The 19,650-nt window shown below is 63.0% G+C and carries 21 protein-coding genes and 1 tRNA gene; 9 read left to right on the top strand and 13 right to left on the bottom strand.

All coding sequences use genetic code 11. The annotated features are described in order from the left end of the window. Window positions 1-144: 144 nt before the first annotated feature. Window positions 145-840 (bottom strand): nitroreductase, encoded by a 696-nt coding sequence (locus IM543_19370; GenBank protein QOY93679.1) that lies wholly within the window; start codon window positions 838-840, stop codon window positions 145-147. 259 nt (window positions 841-1,099) lie between these two features. Here IM543_19370 and phaP point away from each other — a divergent pair, with 259 nt between their 5' ends. Beyond that, the gene (gene phaP, locus IM543_19375; protein QOY93680.1) at window positions 1,100-1,684 is read left to right on the top strand and encodes a TIGR01841 family phasin; all 585 of its coding nucleotides are present in this window, start codon (window positions 1,100-1,102) and stop codon (window positions 1,682-1,684) included. A gap of 57 nt (window positions 1,685-1,741) precedes the next feature. On the opposite strand, the gene IM543_19380 is transcribed toward phaP, so the two are convergent. The 6 genes from IM543_19380 to IM543_19405 form a co-directional block, all read right to left on the bottom strand. Next, window positions 1,742-2,464, bottom strand: coding sequence for an ABC transporter ATP-binding protein (locus IM543_19380; protein QOY93681.1), 723 nt, complete (start codon window positions 2,462-2,464; stop codon window positions 1,742-1,744). Next, complete coding sequence (locus tag IM543_19385) at window positions 2,461-3,231, bottom strand: ABC transporter ATP-binding protein (protein QOY93682.1); 771 nt, start codon at window positions 3,229-3,231, stop codon at window positions 2,461-2,463. The genes IM543_19380 and IM543_19385 overlap by 4 nt, the downstream gene beginning before the upstream one ends. Continuing rightward, window positions 3,228-4,439 (bottom strand): ABC transporter ATP-binding protein, encoded by a 1,212-nt coding sequence (locus IM543_19390; GenBank protein QOY93683.1) that lies wholly within the window; start codon window positions 4,437-4,439, stop codon window positions 3,228-3,230. The genes IM543_19385 and IM543_19390 overlap by 4 nt, the downstream gene beginning before the upstream one ends. A gap of 16 nt (window positions 4,440-4,455) precedes the next feature. Then, complete coding sequence (locus IM543_19395) at window positions 4,456-5,385, bottom strand: branched-chain amino acid ABC transporter permease (GenBank protein ID QOY93684.1); 930 nt, start codon at window positions 5,383-5,385, stop codon at window positions 4,456-4,458. A 199-nt stretch (window positions 5,386-5,584) separates the two neighbouring features. After that, on the bottom strand, window positions 5,585-6,526 hold the full coding sequence (gene ispH, locus IM543_19400; GenBank protein QOY93685.1) for a 4-hydroxy-3-methylbut-2-enyl diphosphate reductase: 942 nt from the start codon (window positions 6,524-6,526) through the stop codon (window positions 5,585-5,587). Window positions 6,527-6,539: 13 nt separating this feature from the next. Next, entirely contained in the window at window positions 6,540-6,989 is a 450-nt protein-coding gene (locus IM543_19405) for an FKBP-type peptidyl-prolyl cis-trans isomerase (GenBank protein ID QOY93686.1), read from the bottom strand. Between the two features lie 111 nt (window positions 6,990-7,100). Between IM543_19405 and radC the strand changes: the two genes are divergently transcribed. From radC to IM543_19425, 4 genes are all read left to right on the top strand, one after another. Further along, complete coding sequence (gene radC, locus IM543_19410) at window positions 7,101-7,772, top strand: DNA repair protein RadC (GenBank protein QOY93687.1); 672 nt, start codon at window positions 7,101-7,103, stop codon at window positions 7,770-7,772. A 174-nt stretch (window positions 7,773-7,946) separates the two neighbouring features. Continuing rightward, window positions 7,947-8,183: a 50S ribosomal protein L28 gene (gene rpmB / locus IM543_19415; GenBank protein ID QOY93688.1), complete on the top strand. Its 237-nt coding sequence runs from the start codon at window positions 7,947-7,949 to the stop codon at window positions 8,181-8,183. Between the two features lie 13 nt (window positions 8,184-8,196). Continuing rightward, the gene (gene rpmG / locus IM543_19420; GenBank protein ID QOY93689.1) at window positions 8,197-8,364 is read left to right on the top strand and encodes a 50S ribosomal protein L33; all 168 of its coding nucleotides are present in this window, start codon (window positions 8,197-8,199) and stop codon (window positions 8,362-8,364) included. A gap of 183 nt (window positions 8,365-8,547) precedes the next feature. Beyond that, complete coding sequence (locus IM543_19425) at window positions 8,548-9,282, top strand: hypothetical protein (protein QOY93690.1); 735 nt, start codon at window positions 8,548-8,550, stop codon at window positions 9,280-9,282. 76 nt (window positions 9,283-9,358) lie between these two features. Here IM543_19425 and IM543_19430 read toward each other — a convergent pair whose 3' ends face one another. From IM543_19430 to IM543_19450, 5 genes are all read right to left on the bottom strand, one after another. Next, a complete protein-coding gene (locus IM543_19430) occupies window positions 9,359-10,573 on the bottom strand; it encodes a fatty acid desaturase (GenBank protein QOY93691.1) in 1,215 nt (404 codons plus the stop codon). Window positions 10,574-10,688: 115 nt separating this feature from the next. Continuing rightward, entirely contained in the window at window positions 10,689-12,014 is a 1,326-nt protein-coding gene (locus tag IM543_19435) for a mechanosensitive ion channel (protein QOY93692.1), read from the bottom strand. A 9-nt stretch (window positions 12,015-12,023) separates the two neighbouring features. Continuing rightward, window positions 12,024-13,367 (bottom strand): RsmB/NOP family class I SAM-dependent RNA methyltransferase, encoded by a 1,344-nt coding sequence (locus IM543_19440; GenBank protein ID QOY93693.1) that lies wholly within the window; start codon window positions 13,365-13,367, stop codon window positions 12,024-12,026. A gap of 25 nt (window positions 13,368-13,392) precedes the next feature. Continuing rightward, the gene (locus tag IM543_19445; protein QOY93694.1) at window positions 13,393-14,040 is read right to left on the bottom strand and encodes a phosphoribosylglycinamide formyltransferase; all 648 of its coding nucleotides are present in this window, start codon (window positions 14,038-14,040) and stop codon (window positions 13,393-13,395) included. Between the two features lie 74 nt (window positions 14,041-14,114). Further along, window positions 14,115-14,522: a barstar family protein gene (locus IM543_19450; GenBank protein QOY96768.1), complete on the bottom strand. Its 408-nt coding sequence runs from the start codon at window positions 14,520-14,522 to the stop codon at window positions 14,115-14,117. 399 nt (window positions 14,523-14,921) lie between these two features. Between IM543_19450 and IM543_19455 the strand changes: the two genes are divergently transcribed. From IM543_19455 to IM543_19470, 4 genes are all read left to right on the top strand, one after another. After that, the gene (locus IM543_19455) at window positions 14,922-15,428 is read left to right on the top strand and encodes a glycine zipper 2TM domain-containing protein (GenBank protein QOY93695.1); all 507 of its coding nucleotides are present in this window, start codon (window positions 14,922-14,924) and stop codon (window positions 15,426-15,428) included. A gap of 82 nt (window positions 15,429-15,510) precedes the next feature. Continuing rightward, window positions 15,511-16,293: a spermidine synthase gene (locus IM543_19460; protein QOY93696.1), complete on the top strand. Its 783-nt coding sequence runs from the start codon at window positions 15,511-15,513 to the stop codon at window positions 16,291-16,293. Between the two features lie 79 nt (window positions 16,294-16,372). Further along, entirely contained in the window at window positions 16,373-18,139 is a 1,767-nt protein-coding gene (locus IM543_19465; protein ID QOY96769.1) for a type II/IV secretion system protein, read from the top strand. Window positions 18,140-18,202: 63 nt separating this feature from the next. Further along, a tRNA-Lys gene (locus IM543_19470) sits at window positions 18,203-18,278 on the top strand. A 140-nt stretch (window positions 18,279-18,418) separates the two neighbouring features. On the opposite strand, the gene IM543_19475 is transcribed toward IM543_19470, so the two are convergent. Next, on the bottom strand, window positions 18,419-19,429 hold the full coding sequence (locus tag IM543_19475; GenBank protein ID QOY93697.1) for a hypothetical protein: 1,011 nt from the start codon (window positions 19,427-19,429) through the stop codon (window positions 18,419-18,421). Window positions 19,430-19,650: the final 221 nt, after the last annotated feature.

The raw sequence follows: 19,650 nt of genomic DNA on the forward strand, positions 1-19,650 counted from the left end.
CCCTTCGACGCAAACTGATGAGATACGGAATTCAGTGTAGCGGAACGCCGCCTGATCGCAAGCAAAAATTAGATTCCGTGCAGCAACACCGCCACAAGCACAAGCCTTATCAATCAAGTATTTACATTCGAATCGTCGGTAGCTTCACTCGATGAAACGCGCGAAGTGCTCGACGCGCTCGCGCTCGGTCACGAGTGAATTCTCGACCTTGTCCGGGGCGGCCCAGCCGAGCGCCATCCCGCACACCACCATTTCATTCTCCGGCAACCCGAGCTGCTGCGCAATCACGCGATGGTATTGTGTGAAGGCGGCCTGCGGACAGGTGTCGAGGCCGCGGCCGCGCGCCGCCACCATGATGTTCTGCAAGAACATCCCGTAATCGAGCCAGGAGCCCTGCTCCAGGATCCGGTCGATCGTGAAGATCAGCCCGACCGGCGCATCGAAGAAGCGGTAGTTGCGGGCGTGCTGGGCCGCCATGCCGGCCTTGTTGTCGCGCGTGAGGCCCAGCAGCGCGTACAGGTCCCAGCCCACCTTGCGGCGGCGGTCGACGAAGGGCGAGACCCATTCGCGCGGATAGTAGGGATATTCCTCGGTATGCCGGCGCGCCTGCTCCGGATCGGCGTTGACCGCCAGGATCGCCTCGGACAGCCGCTCGCGCGCCTGTCCCGTCAGCACGTAGACTTTCCACGGCTGGGTGTTGGTGCCGGAAGGCGCGCGCGCGGCCACCTCGAGGATGCGCTCGACGTCGGCGCGCTCGACCGGGGTGGGAAGAAAGGCGCGGATCGAACGGCGCGAGCTGATCGCCGCATCGACGGCTTCCTGTTGCGGACTGGAAATCATGGGGTCTCCTTGTGCAAGATTATTGTGACAAATCAAACTAAAACAGTAGAAATTTCTTGCAAACAATGCATTGAAGAATTTTATGCACGCTTCATGGTGCGCCGCGTCAAATTTGCTTGACTCGGTCCGCGACATGGTTGAAAATTCGCCCTGTTGCGGTGCACAAAAAAGAGTTTCGTAGAAATCAGGCGAAGAAAACCCTGCCTCACCGGTCCAAGCAACATTTCATCCACTAAACGCACTGAATTTGGAGAATCACATGTTTGCAATTCCTGAGCAGTTCTCGAATGCTACCAAAGCCAACCTGGAATCGCAGTTCGCACTGATGTCCTCGCTGACCGCCAAGACCTTCGAAAGCATGGAGAAGCTGGTCGAGCTGAACATCAGTACCGCCCGCAGCGCCCTGGAAGAGTCGTCGAACGTGACCCGCCAGCTGCTGGGCGCCAAGGATCCACAAGAATTCTTCTCGCTCACCGCTTCGCAAGCCCAGCCGAGTGCAGAAAAAGCCCTGTCGTACAACCGCCAGCTGGCCGCCATCGCCAGCGGCACCGGCGCCGAGTTCTCGAAGGCCGCCGAGAGCCAGATCGTCGAAACCAACCGCAAGGTCATCGCCCTGGTCGACGAAGTGAGCAAGAACGCCCCGGCCGGTTCGGAAAGCTTCGTTGCCGCCGTCAAGACCGCGATCAGCAACGCCAACGCCGGCTACGAGCAGTTCAGCAAGACCAGCAAGCAGGCTGCCGAAGCGATCGAAAACAACGTCAACGCCGCGGTGAGCCAGTTTTCGGCGACTGCTCGCAAGGCTACCGCTACCGCATCCGCTGCGACCCAGTCGGCTGCCGCCTAAGCTGCGACTCGTCAGGTAAGTCAAAAGCCGGGACCTGTCCCGGCTTTTTGTCGTCTGTCACTCTCCCAAGTACGCCGCCTGCACCCGCGGATCGTCCAGCATCTGCGCCGCATCCCCCGTCATGGTCAAGCTGCCCGACTCCATCACGTAGCCGCGGTGCGCCGCCTGCAGCGCCAGCCTGGCGTTCTGCTCCACCAGCAGGATCGTGATCCCCTGCTGCGACACGTCGCGAATCACCTCGAAGATCTTTTCCACCATGATCGGCGACAGGCCCATCGAAGGTTCATCGAGCAGCAGCAGGGTCGGCCGGCACATCAGGGCGCGCGCCATCGCCAGCATCTGCTGCTCGCCGCCCGACAGGGTGCCGGCCAGCTGGCCGGCGCGCTCCTTCAGGCGCGGGAACACGGCATACCACTGCTCGACGTCGAGTGCGATCCCGGCCTTGTCGGTGCGCGTGTAGGCGCCCATCAGGAGGTTCTCGTGGATCGTCATGCGGGTGAACACGCCGCGTCCTTCCGGTACCATGGCGAGCTTGCGCTGCACCATGCGGAACGACGGCGTGCCGCGCAGCGGCTGGCCGAGGTAGCGGATCTCGCCCTCGACCTTGCACGGCGGCAGGGTGCCGGTAATGGCCTTCAGGGTGGTGGTCTTGCCGGCCCCGTTGGCGCCGATCAGGGTCACCAGCTCGCCCTTGTTCACCTCCAGGTCGAGGCCCTTGACCGCCTTGATGCCGCCATAGGCGACCTTCAGGCCGGACACTGTCAGGATGTGTTCATTCATTGGTGCGCTCCGCCGAGGTAAGCCTTGATCACGGCCTCGTTCTTCTGGATCTCGCTTGGGACCCCTTCCGCGATCTGCTTGCCGTACTCGAGCACCGTGATGCGGTCGCACAGGCCCATCATCAGCTTGACGTCGTGCTCGATCAGCAGCACCGTCTTGCCGTCGTTCTTGATTTTCACGAGCAGCTCGCGCAGCGCCAGCTTTTCGGTGGCGTTCATGCCGGCCGCCGGCTCGTCCAGCGCCAGCAGCTGCGGATCGGTCGCCAGGGCGCGCGCGATCTCCAGGCGGCGCTGGTCGCCGTAGGACAGGAATCTGGCGGTGCGGTTGGCATACGCGCCGATGCCGACGAACTCCAGCAGTTCCTGGGCGCGCCGGCGGATCGCCTCCTCCTCGTCGCGCGCCGCCTTGTGGCGCAGGATCGCACCGAACACGCCCTGGCGGGTGCGCACGTGGCGGCCCACCATCACGTTCTCCAGCGCGCTCATCTCGCCGAACAGGCGGATGTTCTGGAAGGTGCGCGCGATGCCGGCCTTGGCCACCTGGTGCGGGGCCGAGGGCGAATATGGCTTGCCGGCCAGTTCGAAGCGGCCGCTGTCCGGCTGGTACAGGCCGGTGATCACGTTGAAGAAGGTGGTCTTGCCGGCGCCGTTGGGGCCGATCAGGCCGACGATCTGGCCGCGCTCGATGCGGATGCCGACCTCGGTCAGCGCCTGCAGGCCGCCGAAGCGCTTGTTCACGCCGCTCACGTTCAGGAGGATCTCGCTCATGCCTTGGCCCCTTCTTCCTGCTCATCTGCAAGTGCGGCGTTGGGACGCTCTTCCCTGTTCGGCGACGGCCACAGGCCGGCCGGGTTGATCAGCATGATCAGCACCAGCGCCAGGCCGTACAGCAGCTGGCGCAGCACTTCCGATTCGATCAGGACGGTGCCGAACAGCGCCTGCTGCGCCGGCTCGACCACGTGGCGCAGCACTTCCGGCAGCGCCGCCAGCAGCACGCCGCCCAGCACCACGCCGGGGATATGGCCGATCCCGCCCAGCACCACCATGGCCAGCACGGCGATCGATTCGGTCAGCGAGAACGACTCGGGCGACACGAAGCCCTGGAAGGCGCCGAACATCGCGCCGGCCACGCCGCCGAACGACGCGCCCATCGCGAAGGCGAGCAGCTTGACGTTGCGGGTATTGATGCCCATCGCCTTGGCCGCGATCTCGTCTTCGCGGATCGCCACCCAGGCGCGGCCCAGGCGCGAATGCTGCAGGCGGCTGGTGACGAAGATGGTCGCGATGGTGAGCAGCAGGAACAGGAAGTAGTAGGCATTCACCGAGGGCATCGAGAAGCTCCCGATGTGGACCGTGGCCTGCGAACCCGCCTCGCCCGCCAGCGAGACGCCGAACACGCGGATCGGGTCGATCATGTTGATGCCCTGCGGCCCGTTGGTGAAGTTGATCGGGTCGTTCAGGTTGTTCATGAAGATGCGGATGATCTCGCCGAAACCGAGCGTGACGATGGCGAGGTAGTCGCCGCGCAGCTTCAGGGTCGGGGCGCCCAGCAGCGCGCCGAACAGGGCCGCCACCAGCGCCGCCAGCGGCACGATCGCCCACACCGACAGGTGGATGCCCTCCTGGGCGATCTCGGGCCCGAACAGGGCCACCAGGGCTTCGCCCAGCGCCGGCGAATAATAGATCACCGATTCGAGCAGGGCCGCGAACTGCGGCGAGGCGAACAGGCCGACCAGGTAGGCCCCCACCGCGAAGAAGGCGATGTAGCCCAGGTCGAGCAGGCCGGCGAAGCCGACCACGATGTTCAGGCCCAGCGCCAGCATGATGTACAGCAGCGCGATGTCGATGATGCGCACCCAGGAGTTGCCGTACTGGGAGGCGAAGAAGGGGAAGGCCAGCATCACGGCCAGCACGGCTGCCATGCTGAGGTAAGCCTGGCGCGGCTTGTGCTGGACGTCGAAAGTCAGGAGTGCCATGTTCGGGTCCTTTCGCTCAGGCGCGGTCGGCCACGCGCTCGCCCATGATGCCGGACGGGCGCAGGGTCAGCACCAGGATCAGCACGACGAAGGCGAAGATGTCCTGGTAGTGGCTGCCCAGGAAGCCGCCGGTGAGGTCGCCGATGTAGCCGGCCCCGAGCGCCTCGATGATGCCCAGCAGGATGCCACCGATCATGGCGCCGTAGATGTTGCCGATCCCGCCCAGCACGGCGGCGCAGAATGCCTTCAGGCCCGGCAGCACGCCCATGGTGAAGGTGATCGAGGCGTAGTTGGCGCCCCACATCACGCCGGCGACGGCCGCCAGGGCGGCGCCGATGGCGAAGGTGGCGACGATCACGCGGTTCGAGTCCACCCCCATCAGGCCGGCCACGCGCGGGTTCTCGGCCACGGCGCGCATCGCGCGGCCCATGCGGGTGCGCTCGACCAGCAGCACCAGGGCGACCATGGCCCCTGCCGCCAGCACCAGCAGCAGGATCTGGGTGTGCGAGATCAGGGCGCCCCCGATCGACACCGGTTCGGGCGAGAGCAGCTGCGGGAACGGCAGCGGGCTGCGGCCCCAGATCATCATGGCGAAGGTCTGCAGCAGGATCGAGACGCCGATCGCCGTGATCAGGGGCGCCAGACGCGGCGCATTGCGCAGGCGGCGGTAGGCGACGCGCTCGATCAGGATGTTGACCAGGATGGTCGCCGGAATGGCGCCGACGATCGCGACCGCCAGCTGCACGTAGCCCGGCAGGCCCGGCACATGGGCGTCGAGCAGCTTGAGGATGCTCAGGCCGATCATCGCGCCGATCATCAGCACGTCGCCATGCGCGAAATTGATCAGGTTGAGCACCCCATAGACCATCGTGTAGCCGAGGGCCACCAGGGCGTACATGCTGCCCAGCACCAGGCCGTTCAGGAGTTGTTGGAGAAATATTTCCATCGTAGGCGTTCGCTCTTTCCGCTCTGTAGTCAGGGCCAAGAAAAACGGCACTCCGGGTCGCCCCGCAGTGCCGTTCATGGCCTGGCGTTCATGTTCCGATGGCCGCCATCATAACTTGGCAGATGGCAAACTTGCAGCGGAAAACATACTACGAAACAAATTTTTGTCCGGGGGGCGGCGCACCGGCCACCCCGCGTCATTACGCGGCCCTGACGCCGTCCAGCCCCTTCGGCAGCGGGAACACGACGTTCTCTTCGACGCCTTCGAGCGCGCGCACGCTGGCCGCGCCCAGTTCCTTCAGGCGGTCGATCACGGCCTGCACCAGCACTTCCGGGGCCGAGGCGCCGGCGGTCACGCCGATACGCTTCTTGCCGACGATCCATTGCGGATCGATCTTGCCGGCATTGTCGACCATATAGGCCGGGGTGCCCTTCTTTTCCGCCACTTCGCGCAGGCGGTTCGAATTCGAGCTGTTCGGGCTGCCGACCACGATCACCACCTCGACCTGCGGCGCCAGGAACTTGACCGCTTCCTGGCGGTTGGTGGTGGCGTAGCAGATGTCGCCCTTCTTCGGCTCGATGATGTTCGGGAAGCGCGCCTTGAGCGCGTCGATGATATCGGCGGTATCGTCGACCGACAGCGTGGTCTGCGAGACATAGGCCAGCTGGTCCGGGTTATTCACCTGCAGCGTCGCCACGTCGTCCACCGTCTCGACCAGGTGCATGCCCTCTTCCGCCTGGCCCATCGTGCCTTCGACCTCCGGATGGCCGTCGTGGCCGATCATGACGATCTCGCAGCCCTGCCTGCGCATCTTGGCCACCTCCACGTGCACCTTGGTGACCAGCGGGCAGGTGGCATCGAAGATGGTCAGGCCGCGCGCTTCGGCATCGGCCCGCACCGCTTTCGAGACGCCGTGGGCCGAGAACACCAGCGTGTTACCGGCCGGCACATCCTCGAGTTGCTCGATGAAGATCGCTCCCTTGTTGCGCAGGTCTTCGACGACGTAGGCGTTGTGTACGATTTCGTGACGCACATAGATCGGCGCGCCGAACTGGCGCAGGGCGCGCTCGACGATCTCGATGGCGCGGTCGACGCCGGCACAGAAGCCGCGCGGCTGGGCAAGCAGAATTTCGTTTTCCATGAAGGTTTCCTGTTTACAGAACCGAAATCAGTTTCACTTCGAACTGCAGGGGCTGGCCGGCCAGCGGGTGGTTGAAATCGAACAGCGCGGTGGTCTCGCGCATTTCGAGCAGGACGCCGGCGAAGCGGCCGCCCTTGGGCGCGTTGAATTCGATCAGCTCGCCCACCTGGTAGTCGGCGTCCGGCACCGAGTTTTCTGCCAGCGTCGCCTTCGACACCGGCTGGATCAGGTCGGGGTTGCGTTCGCCGAAGGCGTCGAGCGCGCTCAGCTGGAAGGTCTGGTGGGCCCCTTCCGGCAGGCCGATCAGGCGCGCTTCGAGAAAGGGTGCCAGCTGGCCCTGGCCCAGCAGCAAGGTGGCCGGCGTGCCGTTGAAGGTAGTGACAAGATCAGTACCGTCGGCGGTGGCAAGCCGATAATGCAGGGTCAGGTAGGACGATTCGTTGACGACTGGTGCTTTGGACATGTTGTTTGCGATGACTGGCTGGCCTGGTGCAGGCAAACCGCTATTGTAAGCCACTAAGCCACGCCCCGCGCATCTGCCCCGGCGTGTCCGTTTTGATGGCAAGGATCAGACATGAGAATCACGGAATGGCCGAAGGAGCAACGCCCGCGCGAACGACTGCTGCGCGGCGGTCCGGGCGTGCTGTCGGACAGCGAACTGCTGGCCATCTTCCTGCGCGTGGGCGTCGCGGGAAAAAGCGCGGTGGCGCTGGCGCGCGACATCCTCGACCATTTCGGCTCGCTGCACCGCCTGCTGCACGCCAGCGCCGGCGAATTCGGCGCGCTGCACGGGCTCGGCCCGGCCAAGTACGCCCAGCTGCAGGCGGCGGTCGAACTGACCCGACGCGCCACCGCCGAGGAGTTCGAGCGCGAGGCATTCTGCTCGCCGGAGGCGGTCCGGATCTACCTGCGTCACCAGTTCGCGCTGCAGGCGCATGAATCCTTCGTGGTGCTCTTCGTCGACGTGAAGAACCGCCTGATCACCTATAGAGAAATGTTCCGCGGAACGCTGACCCACACCAGCGTCTACCCGCGCGAAGTCGTCAAGGCTGCGCTGCAATGCAATTGCGCGGCGGTGATCCTGGCGCACAACCATCCGTCCGGCGTGGCCGAGCCGAGCGAGGCCGACCTGCGCCTGACCTCGGCGCTGGTGCAGGCACTGGCCCTGGTCGATATCCGCGTGCTCGACCACTTCGTGGTGGCCGGCGCGCAGGTGCATTCGTTCGCCGAACACGGCCAGCTGTAAGCCGCCCCGTTCCGAAAATCCGCTCGCCGACGCGAGCCGGAGAGCTCATCCTGAATTGTTAAATATGTGAATTTGCGAAAGACACACTTGTTTTTCGCAAGTGATTGATTTGTCTTCAGTTTTCACGCTATACTCTCGTTTTTCCAATCCTGGAATATATTTAAGGAGTGCACTATGGCACGTGTCTGCCAAGTTACCGGCAAGGGTGTGATGGTTGGCAACAACGTCTCCCACGCTAACAACAAAACCAAGCGTCGTTTCCTGCCGAACCTGCAGAACCGTCGCATCTACGTGGAATCGGAAAACCGCTGGGTCTCCCTGCGTCTGTCCAACGCCGGTCTGCGCGTGATCGACAAGCTCGGCATCGATGCCGTGCTGGCCGACATGCGTGCCCGTGGCGAAAAAGTTTAATTAGGGAGCTATCATGGCAAAAACTGGCCGCGACAAAATCAAGCTGGAATCGACCGCAGGTACCGGTCACTTCTACACCACCACCAAGAACAAGCGCACGATGCCGGCGAAGATGGAAATCACCAAATTCGACCCGAAGGCACGCAAGCACGTGATCTACAAGGAAACCAAGATCAAGTAATCGATCTTGTTTCTACAAGGAAGCCGCCCGTTTCGACTGGCGGCTTTTTTTATGTCCGCAGCACCCGGCAAGACATGAATACAACAGCGGCCTTGAGCGCACGCAGCGTCCTCATCGTGCCTGTATTGCGCTTTGGGCCCGGCCGTGAAAGCATGAGGTCTCGCCGACTCCACCACGACCAGCATGCGCCAGCTGTTGACTCTGCTTGCCGCCGCCTGCGCCCTGGGCGCCCTGCCGGCGCGCGCCCAGACGCCCCCGGCGCCGGACGCGCTTCCCACCGTCGAGGTCAAGGCGACCCACACGCGCCTGCTGCCGTACAAGGAATTGTTCTACCCAATGGCCAAGGCGGTCCAGGAAAGCCTCGCCGGACGTGCCGCGCTGGCATTCCAGCTGCGTCCGGTCCGGCCCGGCGTGCGCACCGACGACCTGGCGGTCTGGCTCGAAGGCGGGGGCGAATCGCTGCCGGTGCGCGCGGGCGAACACGGCCTGTACATCGTGCCGGTGGCCGACCGGATCGCGCAGCACGACGGCAGCTTTTCGATCAACAAGAACCCGGCCGACCTGCGCGCCAACCTGGTCCTGGTCCCTACCCTCCCGCTCGACGCCTGGACCATGGGCGAAGTGCGGCGTCTGCTGCGCGACGTCCATGCGGCCATCGACCCGCTCGTGCCCTGGCATCATCGCCTGCTGATGTGGGCCGCCACGCGCCGGCTGGGCGTGTCGGTGTGCAGCCTGTCGCCGAACGCCCATGTCGACGTGGTCGACGGCAAGCGCCTGCTGGCCAGCTATCCCACGGGCGAACCGGCGCGCAACCACGCCAATTCCCCGGTCTTTTGCCACCGCTTTACCGGCAATGAAGACTTCGACCCACGTGCCCGGCTGATACTGCCCGAGGACGCGCAGGTGCTGCTGATCTGAGAACCGTGCGCGCAAGCGGCGCGCCAACGAAAAAGCGGCTCCCGAAGGAGCCGCCTTTGTTGTGCGATGAACCCGCTTATGCGTAGCTGCGCAGGCGCAGCGAGAACTCTTGCAGCGACTTGATGCCCGAGGCTTCGGCACGCGTGCACCAGTCCTGCAGCTGCTGCAGCAGCTGGTCGCGGGTCGAGTGCGAACGCTCCCAGATCGCGCCCAGTTCCACGCGCATCTGGTGCATGGTTTCCAGCGCCTTGCTGTGCTGGAACAGCTCGACCAGCTGCTGCTTGTGCGAGGCTTCCAGCTTGGCCGGCTCACGCTGCATCAGCTTGCGCGAGCTCTTCAGGAAGCGCGCTTCCAGCTCGGCCTTGTGCTTCAGGTGTTCGAATTCTTCACGGAAAGCGTGACGCACCGACTTGGCATACTTGGCCATCACGTCGTAGCGGTTGGCGATCACCGACTGCAGGGTGTCGAGGTCGGCCACCAGCTTGTCCTTGGCGAACTTCGGCGCCGGCGCCACCTTCTTGACCTTGGCCAGCCCCAGGGTTTCCAGGATGCGGATGTAACCCCAGCCGAGGTCGAACTCGTACCATTTGCTCGACAGCTTGGCCGAGGTGGCGAAGGTATGGTGGTTGTTGTGCAGTTCCTCGCCGCCGATCAGGATGCCCAGCGGGAAGACGTTGGTGGCCGCATCGCTGCAATCGTAATTGCGGTAGCCCCAGTAGTGGCCGATGCCGTTGATGATGCCGGCGGCAGTGATCGGGATCCACATCATCTGGACCGCCCACACCGAAATGCCGACGATGCCGAACAGCGCGAAGTCGATGAACAGCATCAGCACGACGCCGGCAGCGCTGTGTTTGGTGTAAACATGACGCTCGATCCAGTCGTCCGGCGTACCGTGGCCGTACTTCTCCATGGTTTCCTTGACCTTGCTTTCAGCACGGTACAGCTCGGCACCTTCGAACAGCACCTTACGGATGCCACGCGTCTGCGGGCTGTGCGGATCTTCTTCGGTATCGCACTTGGCGTGGTGCTTGCGGTGGATCGATGCCCATTCCTTGGTCACCTGGCCGGTGGTCAACCACAGCCAGAAGCGGAAGAAATGGCTCGGAATCGCGTGCAACTCGAGGGCGCGGTGCGCCTGGTGGCGGTGCAGGTAGATGGTGACGGCGGCGATCGTAATATGGGTCAGCACCAGCGTGGCGATGACGACCTGCCAGGCCGTGAAATCCAGCAGGCCGGTCGACAGGAAGGTCAGCACGGCTTGCACGGGTTCGCTACTAAAGAAATTCATTCAGTCTCCATGGATATCGGGCCGCCAGGCATTCACGGCGGCGACCAACATTTTACGCGGTTCCAGTGACTCGCGGCACGCTCATCGAAATTCATGCCGTATTTCATGCGTTATTTCAAGACGGATTCGGGGTTCGCGCCACAAGCGATGTGATATGGGCATCGAGCAGGCGCGTATCCATGGACGGATGACCAAGTTTGATCTCGCCCGACTGGACAAGTGCGTAGATTTTCTTGTTCACGTTGGAGATCGGCCCGCTCTGTCCGTTTTCCGGGTCGCCCAGCCAGAAGCCGATTTCCAGTTCGTAACCGTGTTGCCCGAAGGCATTGAGCAGCACATTCGGCGCCGGCTCGTCCAACACCCGCGGCACGCCGCGCGGCTGGGCTTCCAGCAGCGGCATCACCAGCGACAGGTCGCTGTCGTAGGACACGGTCAGCCTGGTCACGGCGCGCACGTTGCGGTTGGTCGCGGACTGGTTCAGCACCACCCCGGTGATCAGCATCTCGTTCGGCAGCAGGGTCTGGGTGCCGTCGGCGCCGCGCAGCACCGTGTAGCGCGTATTGATGCGCGCGACTTTGCCCGAATATTTATCGAGCGTGATCGGGTCGCCGATCGTCAGGCTGCGTTCCAGCAGGATAATGAAGCCGGATACATAATTGCTCGCGATGCGCTGCATGCCGAGACCGAGGCCGACACCGAGCGCGCCGCCGAACACGGACAGCACGGTCAGGTCCAGGCCCGCCCGCGCCAGGCTGAACAGCACGGCGACCAGGATCAGCAGCGCCCGGCTCATGCGCGCCAGCACCACCTTGCTCGAGCTGTGCATGCGGTCGACCTGCATCAGGCGCTCTTCGAGCGCGGCGCCGGCCCACAGCGCCAGCATCATCAGCACCACGATCGACACGGCGCCCTCAAGCAATTCGGCCAGCGAGACCTTGTCCTTGCCAACCGGGAACTCCGTGCCGTCCAGGAAGCGGATCACGTCGGGCAGCACGCCCGTGATGTGCAGGGCCACCCCGACCCACACCACCAGCGCGAAAATCTTCTCGAAGGTGCGCAGCGCCTCGCCCAGCGGGCCGTGACGCGCGAATACGCGGCGCAGCAGGTAGAAGAAGGTGCGGATCACCGCCAGCGAGGCCGCCAGCGGCACCGCGATGTCGAGCAGCGGGTGGCTGTGCTGCGTTCCGTGCAGCGCGTCCATGACGAGGCGCGCCAGCGCCAGCAGGCCGAGGATCAGGAGCGGCCCCAGTACGCGGCCGAAGCTGCCCATGCCGAGACCGATCAGGCCGGTCTGCTCGTGGTTTTCCAGCCAGGAGCGGTGGATCAGCCGCGCCAGCCCCCAGCCAAGCGTCACGCACAGGACAATGGCGAACACCTGCCACAACGTGGCAGGCTGCCTGATGTCGCCGAGCAGGTCGGCCAGCATTTGCTGGAGCGGCATGTCCCGGCGTTAAGCTACTTCGTTGCTGTCGGGCGACGCGACGCTGCCGGCCGCATCGCTCGCTTCGGCCGTCTTGTCGGTCTCTGCCGCCTTGGCTTTCGCCTTGCGCTCGAGCACGGCAGCAAAGAAGCCGTCGGTCTGGTGCTTGTGCGGCAGCATTTTCAGGTACTGGTCCATCTCGAGCGGAATCTTCTGCTCGGCCAGCACCTTGTTCATCGGCACCAGTTCGAAGTCCGGGTGGGTGGACAGGAACTGTTCGACGATCACGTCGTTCTCTTCGTCGAGCAGGCTGCAGGTGGCGTACACCAGGCGGCCGCCGGCCTTGACCAGGCGCGCGGCGCCGTCCAGGATCGAGGTCTGCTTTTCTTGCATCTCAGCAATGGCTTCCGGGCGCTGGCGCCACTTCACGTCCGGGTTGCGGCGCAGGGTGCCCAGGCCGCTGCACGGGGCGTCGACCAGCACGCGGTCGATCTTGCCGGCCAGGCGCTTGATCTTGGCGTCGCGCTCATGCGCGATCAGGACCGGATGCACGTTCGACAGGCCGCTGCGCGCCATGCGGGGCTTGAGCTTGGCCAGGCGCTTTTCCGACACGTCGAAGGCATACAGGCGGCCGGTGTTGCGCATGGTCGCGCCCAGCGCCAGGGTCTTGCCGCCGGCGCCGGCGCAGAAGTCGACCACCATTTCGCCGCGGCGCGCGCCGACGATCTGGGCCAGCACCTGGCTGCCCTCGTCCTGCACCTCGATCGCGCCTTCCTTGAACAGCGGCAGGTTCTGCAGCGCCGGCTTCTTGAGCACGCGCAGGCCCAGCGGCGCGTACGGCATCGGTTCGGCGGCGATCGGCGCCTTGGCCAGCTCGGCGACGACGTCGTCGCGGTTGGCCTTGATCGAGTTCACGCGCAGGTCGAGCGGGGCCGGCGTGTTGAGCACCGCGGCCAGCGCCAGCGCTTCTTCCTGGCCGAACTGCGCCACCAGCTTGTCGTACAGCCAGCCCGGCAGGTTGGCCTGCATCTGCGGCGGCAGCAGCGAACGGTCGACTTCCTTGACGCGGGTGAGCAGATGGGTTTCGTCTTCGCTCAGGCCGCCCAGGGCGTCGATGCCGGCGGTTTCGGCAAGCCCCAGCAGCGCCAGCTTGCGCATCGAGGGCGTGTTGCCGGCGCCGGCGAAGTCGGTGTAGAAGGATTTATTGCGCAGGACGGCATACACCGCCTCGGCGATGACGCCGCGCTCGCGGCCGCCGAAACGCGGGTGGTCCTTGAAGTAGCGCGACAGGGTAACGTCGGCGGGCGACATGAAGCGCAGGATCTCGCGCAGTACTTCTTCGGTATTGCCGATGATCGCTGGAGGCAATCTCATGGTGTTCCTTAATTTTCTAAACTGATCAAATGCTTGTGGTTGCGGCGGGCGCCTGGTCGGAAGTGGCACCTCCGCGGTGGCGGACCACGCCGTTTTCGATACTGAGCCTGTCTTCGACGAACAGACGCACGGCATACGGATAAAGCTTGTGTTCCTCGACCAGCACGCGGGCCGACAAGGATTCCTCGGTGTCGTCCGGCAGCACCGGCACCCGTGCCTGCGCCACGATCGGACCGTGATCCAGTTCCGCCGTCACGAAATGCACGGTCGCGCCGTGTTCTTTCTCGCCCGCATCAATCGCCTGCTGGTGCGTTCCCAGGCCCGGGAACAGCGGCAGCAGCGACGGGTGAATATTCAGCATGCGGCCGGCGTAGTGCGCGACGAAGGGCGCCGTCAGGATGCGCATGAAGCCGGCGAGCACGACCAGGTCGGGGGCAAAGCGGTCGATCGTTTCCTGCAGCGCCGCATCGAACTCGGCGCGGGTGGCGAATTCCTTGTTCGCCACCACCGCCGTCGGGATGCCGCGGGCCTGGGCGAATGCCAGTCCCTGCGCTTCCGGCTTGTTGCTGATGACGGCTGCGATGCGGGCCAGCCAGCCCTGGGCTTCGAGCGCGCGCACGAGCGCTTCCATGTTGCTGCCGCGGCCGGAAATGAGGATCACGATATTTTTCATACCCCGCATTGTACCGTATCGCCGGCGGGCAACCGCGGCGGGCGGGGGGCTTGGGCTGCCAGCCCGGCGAGCGTTCAGGCCGGGATCGCGAAGGAGTAGAATACCCGGAAAGGGACTTTCTTCTCGGCCCAGAATTCGGCGGCGTCGCGGAACACGTCGAGCAGGTTCTCGCGTGCTTCCTTGTCGAACTTTTGCGCGCTGGGCAACTGCTCCAGCACGACCAGGAAGCCCGTCTGCGGACCGGCCTCGGCCACCGTCTCGGTGAGGCACTTGCGCAGCGCGTCAAAATTCTTGCTGCAGGGCTTGGGGAAATAAAAGTTTTCGCCGATGCGGGCGCACACCTGCTGCTTGGTCAGGGTGTTGGCGCAATGCGCATACAAGAAGTGATGACCCAGGCGCGCAGCCTCCTGCTGCAGCTCGGCGACGCGGAAGGCGCGGATCGACTGCACAAGATTGGGCGGCACTCTCATCAACAAACTCATTTTTTCCTCAAACTGACCAGGTCGGTGTAGAGCGGGGCCGGAAGCACCACGCGTCTCGATGCTTGGCATCCGCCGCATCCTCATCTCCCGCTGTCGTTTCCATACGCCAATAAGACCCTAATTTGTGTAAGGGTAACGTTTTGTGGTATTGGAAGCAACCCAAATGTGATTCAGGGAATCTCATTTGTAAAAATTAGTAGCTGCGCATATGCATCAACCGCCCCGCCAATTCCAGCGCCTTCATTCTGCCGGCGGGCGGAACATGCTTGCGTTGCTGTTACATTTTGTTGCCACGAGGATCCAGCAGCCAATGCGGATCGGATTACCATAGGAGTTAGAAAAGTCCGGTCGGTTCGCGCCAGACCAGACCCGTCGAACCTGTCCAAAACGAGGTAGAACATGAACTTTCAAGCCAAACTGATCATTGCCGCCACGGGTCTTGCCGCACTGCCGCTGGCCCAGGCCCAGGATTTCGAAGACTTCGGCCGCGTGGTGCGCGTGCAGCCGCGTGTGGAACAGATTCGCGTGCCGCGCCAGGAATGCCGCACCGACTACGTGCAGGTGCCGACCCAGCAGCAACGCGGCGCCGGCGGCGGCATCGTCGGCGGTATCGTCGGCGGCCTGCTCGGCAACCAGGTCGGCGGCGGCAGCGGTCGTGTCGCCGCGACGGCGGCGGGCGCCATCGCCGGCGCCATGATCGGCGACCGTGCGGAAAACGACAATCGCCCGCAAGGCGTGCAAGAGCAGGCCGTGCGCCAGTGCCGCACGGTCGATGCCTACGAAACGCGCACCAACGGCTACGACGTGACCTATGAATACCGCGGCCAGTCCTACACCACCCTGATGAACCGCGACCCGGGCAACCGCGTGCGCCTGCGCGTGTCGGTCCAGCCGATCGATTACTGATCTTCTGATCCTGCCGGGGTTCCCGTGCTTGCGCGGTGGGAACCCCTCCCCCGATAATAGGGCGATTCAACCAGGTTGCCCTATGCTCATCAAACGTAAATCCATCGAACAGGCCGAGTCTTCGCGCCGTCCCGCGCGCAAGCCCAGGTTCGCTCCCGTCACCCTGTCCGAACAGGACGGCGTCCGCTATCTCCACTTCGGCACCGAATGGGTGCAGGGCGCGATGCGCATCCGCAAGCCGGACTGGCCGGAGCTGGAATACGCCCAGCAGATGATGGCCTGGATGCTGTTCATCGCGTCGCCCCGGGCGATCGCCCAGCTGGGGCTCGGCGCCGCCACCCTCACCAAATTCTGCTACCGCCAGTTTCCCGAGGCGGGCGTGACCGCCGTCGAACTGAACGCGTCGGTGATCGGCATCTGCGCCTCGATGTTCAAGCTGCCGCCAGAAGACGAGCGCCTGCGGGTGCTGGAGATGGATGCGATGGATTTCGTGCTCGACCCCGTCAACCACGGCGCCTTCGACGTGCTGCAGTGCGACCTGTACGACGCCACCGCGCGCGGCCCGGTGCTCGATACGCCCGAGTTCTACCAGGCCTGCAACGACTGCCTGGCCGAGGGCGGCATCATGACGGTCAACCTGTTCGGCGACCATCCGAGCTTTGCCAAGAACCTGAAGGCGATGAAGTTCGCCTTCGAGCAGGTGATCTGCCTGCCGGAAGTCCACGAAGGCAATGTGGTGGCGCTGTGCTTCAGGAACCGTCCGCAGCTGGACAAGGACGCGCTCGCCGCCCGCGCGGCCCAGATCGTGGCCGCCACCAAGCTGCCGGCCAAGTCCTGGGTCAAGGGACTCCTTGCAGCCAACTGAAACACCTTTTACTCGGGAGTAGCACGTGAAACCGCATGCCGTCCAGAATGCCGCCACCTCGACGCCCAGGGCGCCGCGCCTGCGCGCGCTCGACCTGCAGTCGATCTTCTCCTGGCTGCTGGCGGACGGCATCGTCACCAAGGAAGACGTCAAGGCGCAGTTCGCGCAGGCGCAGGCCATCCTGAAGAATGCGGCCGGATCGATGCATCCCCTGACCGCCGTCGCGCAATGCAAGCTGGTATCGGGCCAGCCGCCGCACCGGCTGCTCACGCTCGACGCGCTGACCGAATGGTGTGCGGCCAAGGTCGGCCTGCCCTTCATTCGCATCGATCCGCTCAAGATCGACTTCGCCAAGGTGGCGGACGTGATGTCGGCCAGCTACGCGGCACGCTTTAACATCCTGCCGGTGGACATGAGCGCCTCGACGCTGGTGGTGGCGACGGCCGATCCGGCCAATGTCGAATGGGAAACCGAGATCGCCAAGCTCTCGCGTCGCAAGATTGAACTGGTGCTCGCCAACCCGCTCGATATCGCCCAGTACATCTCGCAATTCTTCAGCCTGGCCAAATCGGTGCGCGACGCCAACCGCCTTACCGGGCAAGACCTGGCCATGCGGAACAATTTCGAGCAGCTGGTCGAGCTGGGCAAATCGAACAGGCAGTTCGACGCCAACGACCAGCACATCGTCAACATCGTCGACTGGCTGTGGAGCTACGCCTTCGAGCAGCGCGCCTCGGATATTCACCTGGAACCGAAACGCGAATTCGCCGTGATCCGCTTCCGCATCGACGGCGTGCTGCACCAGGTCTACCAGGTGCCGGCCGTGGTCATGATCGCCATGACCGCGCGCATCAAGCTGCTGGGGCGCATGGACGTGATCGAAAAGCGCCGCCCGCAGGACGGCCGCATCAAGACCCGCACGGCGGGCGGCCAGGAAGTCGAACTGCGCCTGTCGACGCTGCCGACGGCCTTCGGCGAAAAGCTGGTGATGCGTATTTTCGACCCCGAGGTGGTGGTCAAGACGCTGCCGGAGCTGGGCTTTCCAGCGGACGACGCGGCGCGCTGGGATGCGCTGACCAATCGGCCGCATGGAATTATCCTGGTGACGGGTCCGACCGGTTCGGGCAAGACCACCACGCTGTATACGACGCTCAAGGCATTGGCGACCAGCGAGGTGAATGTCTGCACGGTGGAAGATCCGATCGAGATGGTCGAGGCCTCGTTCAACCAGATGCAGGTGCAACCGGGGATCGACCTGTCCTTCGCCGACGGGGTGCGTGCGCTGATGCGGCAGGACCCGGACATCATCATGGTGGGCGAGATCCGCGATTTGCCCACCGCCGACATGGCAATCCAGGCGGCGCTGACCGGGCATCTGGTGTTGTCGACGCTGCACACCAATGACGCGCCGGCCGCCGTGGTGCGCCTGCTGGAGCTGGGAGTGCCCGATTACCTGCTGGAAGCGACCCTGATCGGCGTCATGGCGCAGCGCCTGGTGCGCACGCTCTGCCCCGACTGCAAGGCGCCCGGCGGAGAACTCAGCGACGAGGTCTGGCAGAGCATCGGAGGCGCCTGGAATATCCCGAAGCCGTCGACCGTGTATCGTCCGGTCGGATGCCCGGAGTGCCGGCAGACCGGCTATCGTGGCCGCACGGGTATCTATGAACTGCTGACGGTGAGTGAAGGCTTTGCGCGCGTGGTGCGCGAATCGGGCGAGATCCAGAAGCTGCGCCAGCAGAGCGTGCTGGATGGCATGAGGCCGCTACGCATCGCGGGGGCGATGAAGGTGGTCGAGGGCGTGACCACGGCCGACGAGATACTGAAGGTGACCGCGGCGCTGGTGTGAAACCGGGTTGTACAACTGCCACTAGCGCAAACCGGGATGCCCGGCTATAATGTTGCCTCTTTCGGGTCGTTAGCTCAGTTGGTAGAGCAGCGGACTTTTAATCCGTTGGTCGCAGGTTCGAGCCCCGCACGGCCTACCAGAATAAGTTGTAGCAAAGAAGGCGTTACGAGTGATCGTAGCGCCTTTTTTGTTTTCTGGCATATCTGCCGAGGGAGTAGCAAGACAATTAAGGCGCGACCGAATGACGCCCTGTCCAGCTGCGCACGTTTGCCTCCTGAGTCACGACTTTGGCTCTCTAGCTAGCGCGATGGAGTCAACAATTTGATCCCACATTTCGAGAGCATCTTCGTTTCCTAATTTCGTAGTCGTAGGAGTGCCGTCATTGAGAGGCTGTGCAGAATCTAACGACAGGGAAATCTGAGGAGCAGTCTTACCAGGACTCTTGCGCTTGGTCTCGAGCATGAACTTAAATGTGCGCTCGTCCTCTCCCCTCCCTAAATAGCCGATACCGAGCCACTCATCAGCCGACATGCCTGCAATGGATCGCTCCCGAGCTCGGAGTACTTCCGTGCGAATTTTAAGATCTCGCAGAACCGAGCGATCGCGCGACATCCTCGCTAGAAGAGGTAACGCATCGTCGCGAGCGTATGTATCTATATTAACCTCAAGCGACAGACCGCTATTGTCGCGAAAGCCAAAGTTCGCGCTCTCCTGAGATAGTTCTGCAGAAAGAATCACCGGACCAAGACAAAAACCTTGCCGCTCATTTCTACCTAAGGACTTCCATTCCTTTATTGCGCTAGACAACCTAAGCAATTTCTCTTCAGCTTGGATGAATCCGTTACGGAAAGACTCCAACCGAAGCTTGATCATGGCAGGGCCGCGCAAAAAATAAAGCTCGCTAAAGTATGCATCTTCAATTTCTTGAACGCGGAAAAGAATCATTTCATCCGATATTTCCTTATCGTATCGTAGAACATCCACAGTGTCACTCTCGGAGTCTTGTAACTTCAATCTCCTTTCCTGGACTATATTTTTGAACCTCTCTTTTGTCATGCCATCAAATTGAATAACAATATCTAAGGATGGATCTTGAGGCCCTGCCTCTGGCAACTCGAGAATTCCCGTAACAATGGGGGAAATTGAAAACGACACAGGAATTTCGATAGAATGCCGACCTACGCAGAATCTTTGCATATCATTCTTTGGCATTGTTTCCTGCCGCCCCGTTGAATCAATGTCACATCCCAACAAAATCAATGAAAATAACACTACAAGAAGCTTAATCATGATAAGTCCGCCGTCGCCGCCAAGCCAGCCTCAACGTGTATTGATCGCCTGAACCAACCTTTCGCAAGCTGTTCAACAGCCTTGAAAATGCGATCAGCCATTACGGGCGCTCGAATTTGCCATCCCTAATTTACACAAAATGGACGCCCCCAGAACATAAACTTACAATATCGATCTTCTTAGCGCTATAATGTGTCTAGATAAGTAAGATGCAAGCGCAC

The sequence above is a fragment of the Massilia sp. UMI-21 genome (assembly GCA_015277795.1).
Lineage (GTDB): Bacteria > Pseudomonadota > Gammaproteobacteria > Burkholderiales > Burkholderiaceae_D > Telluria.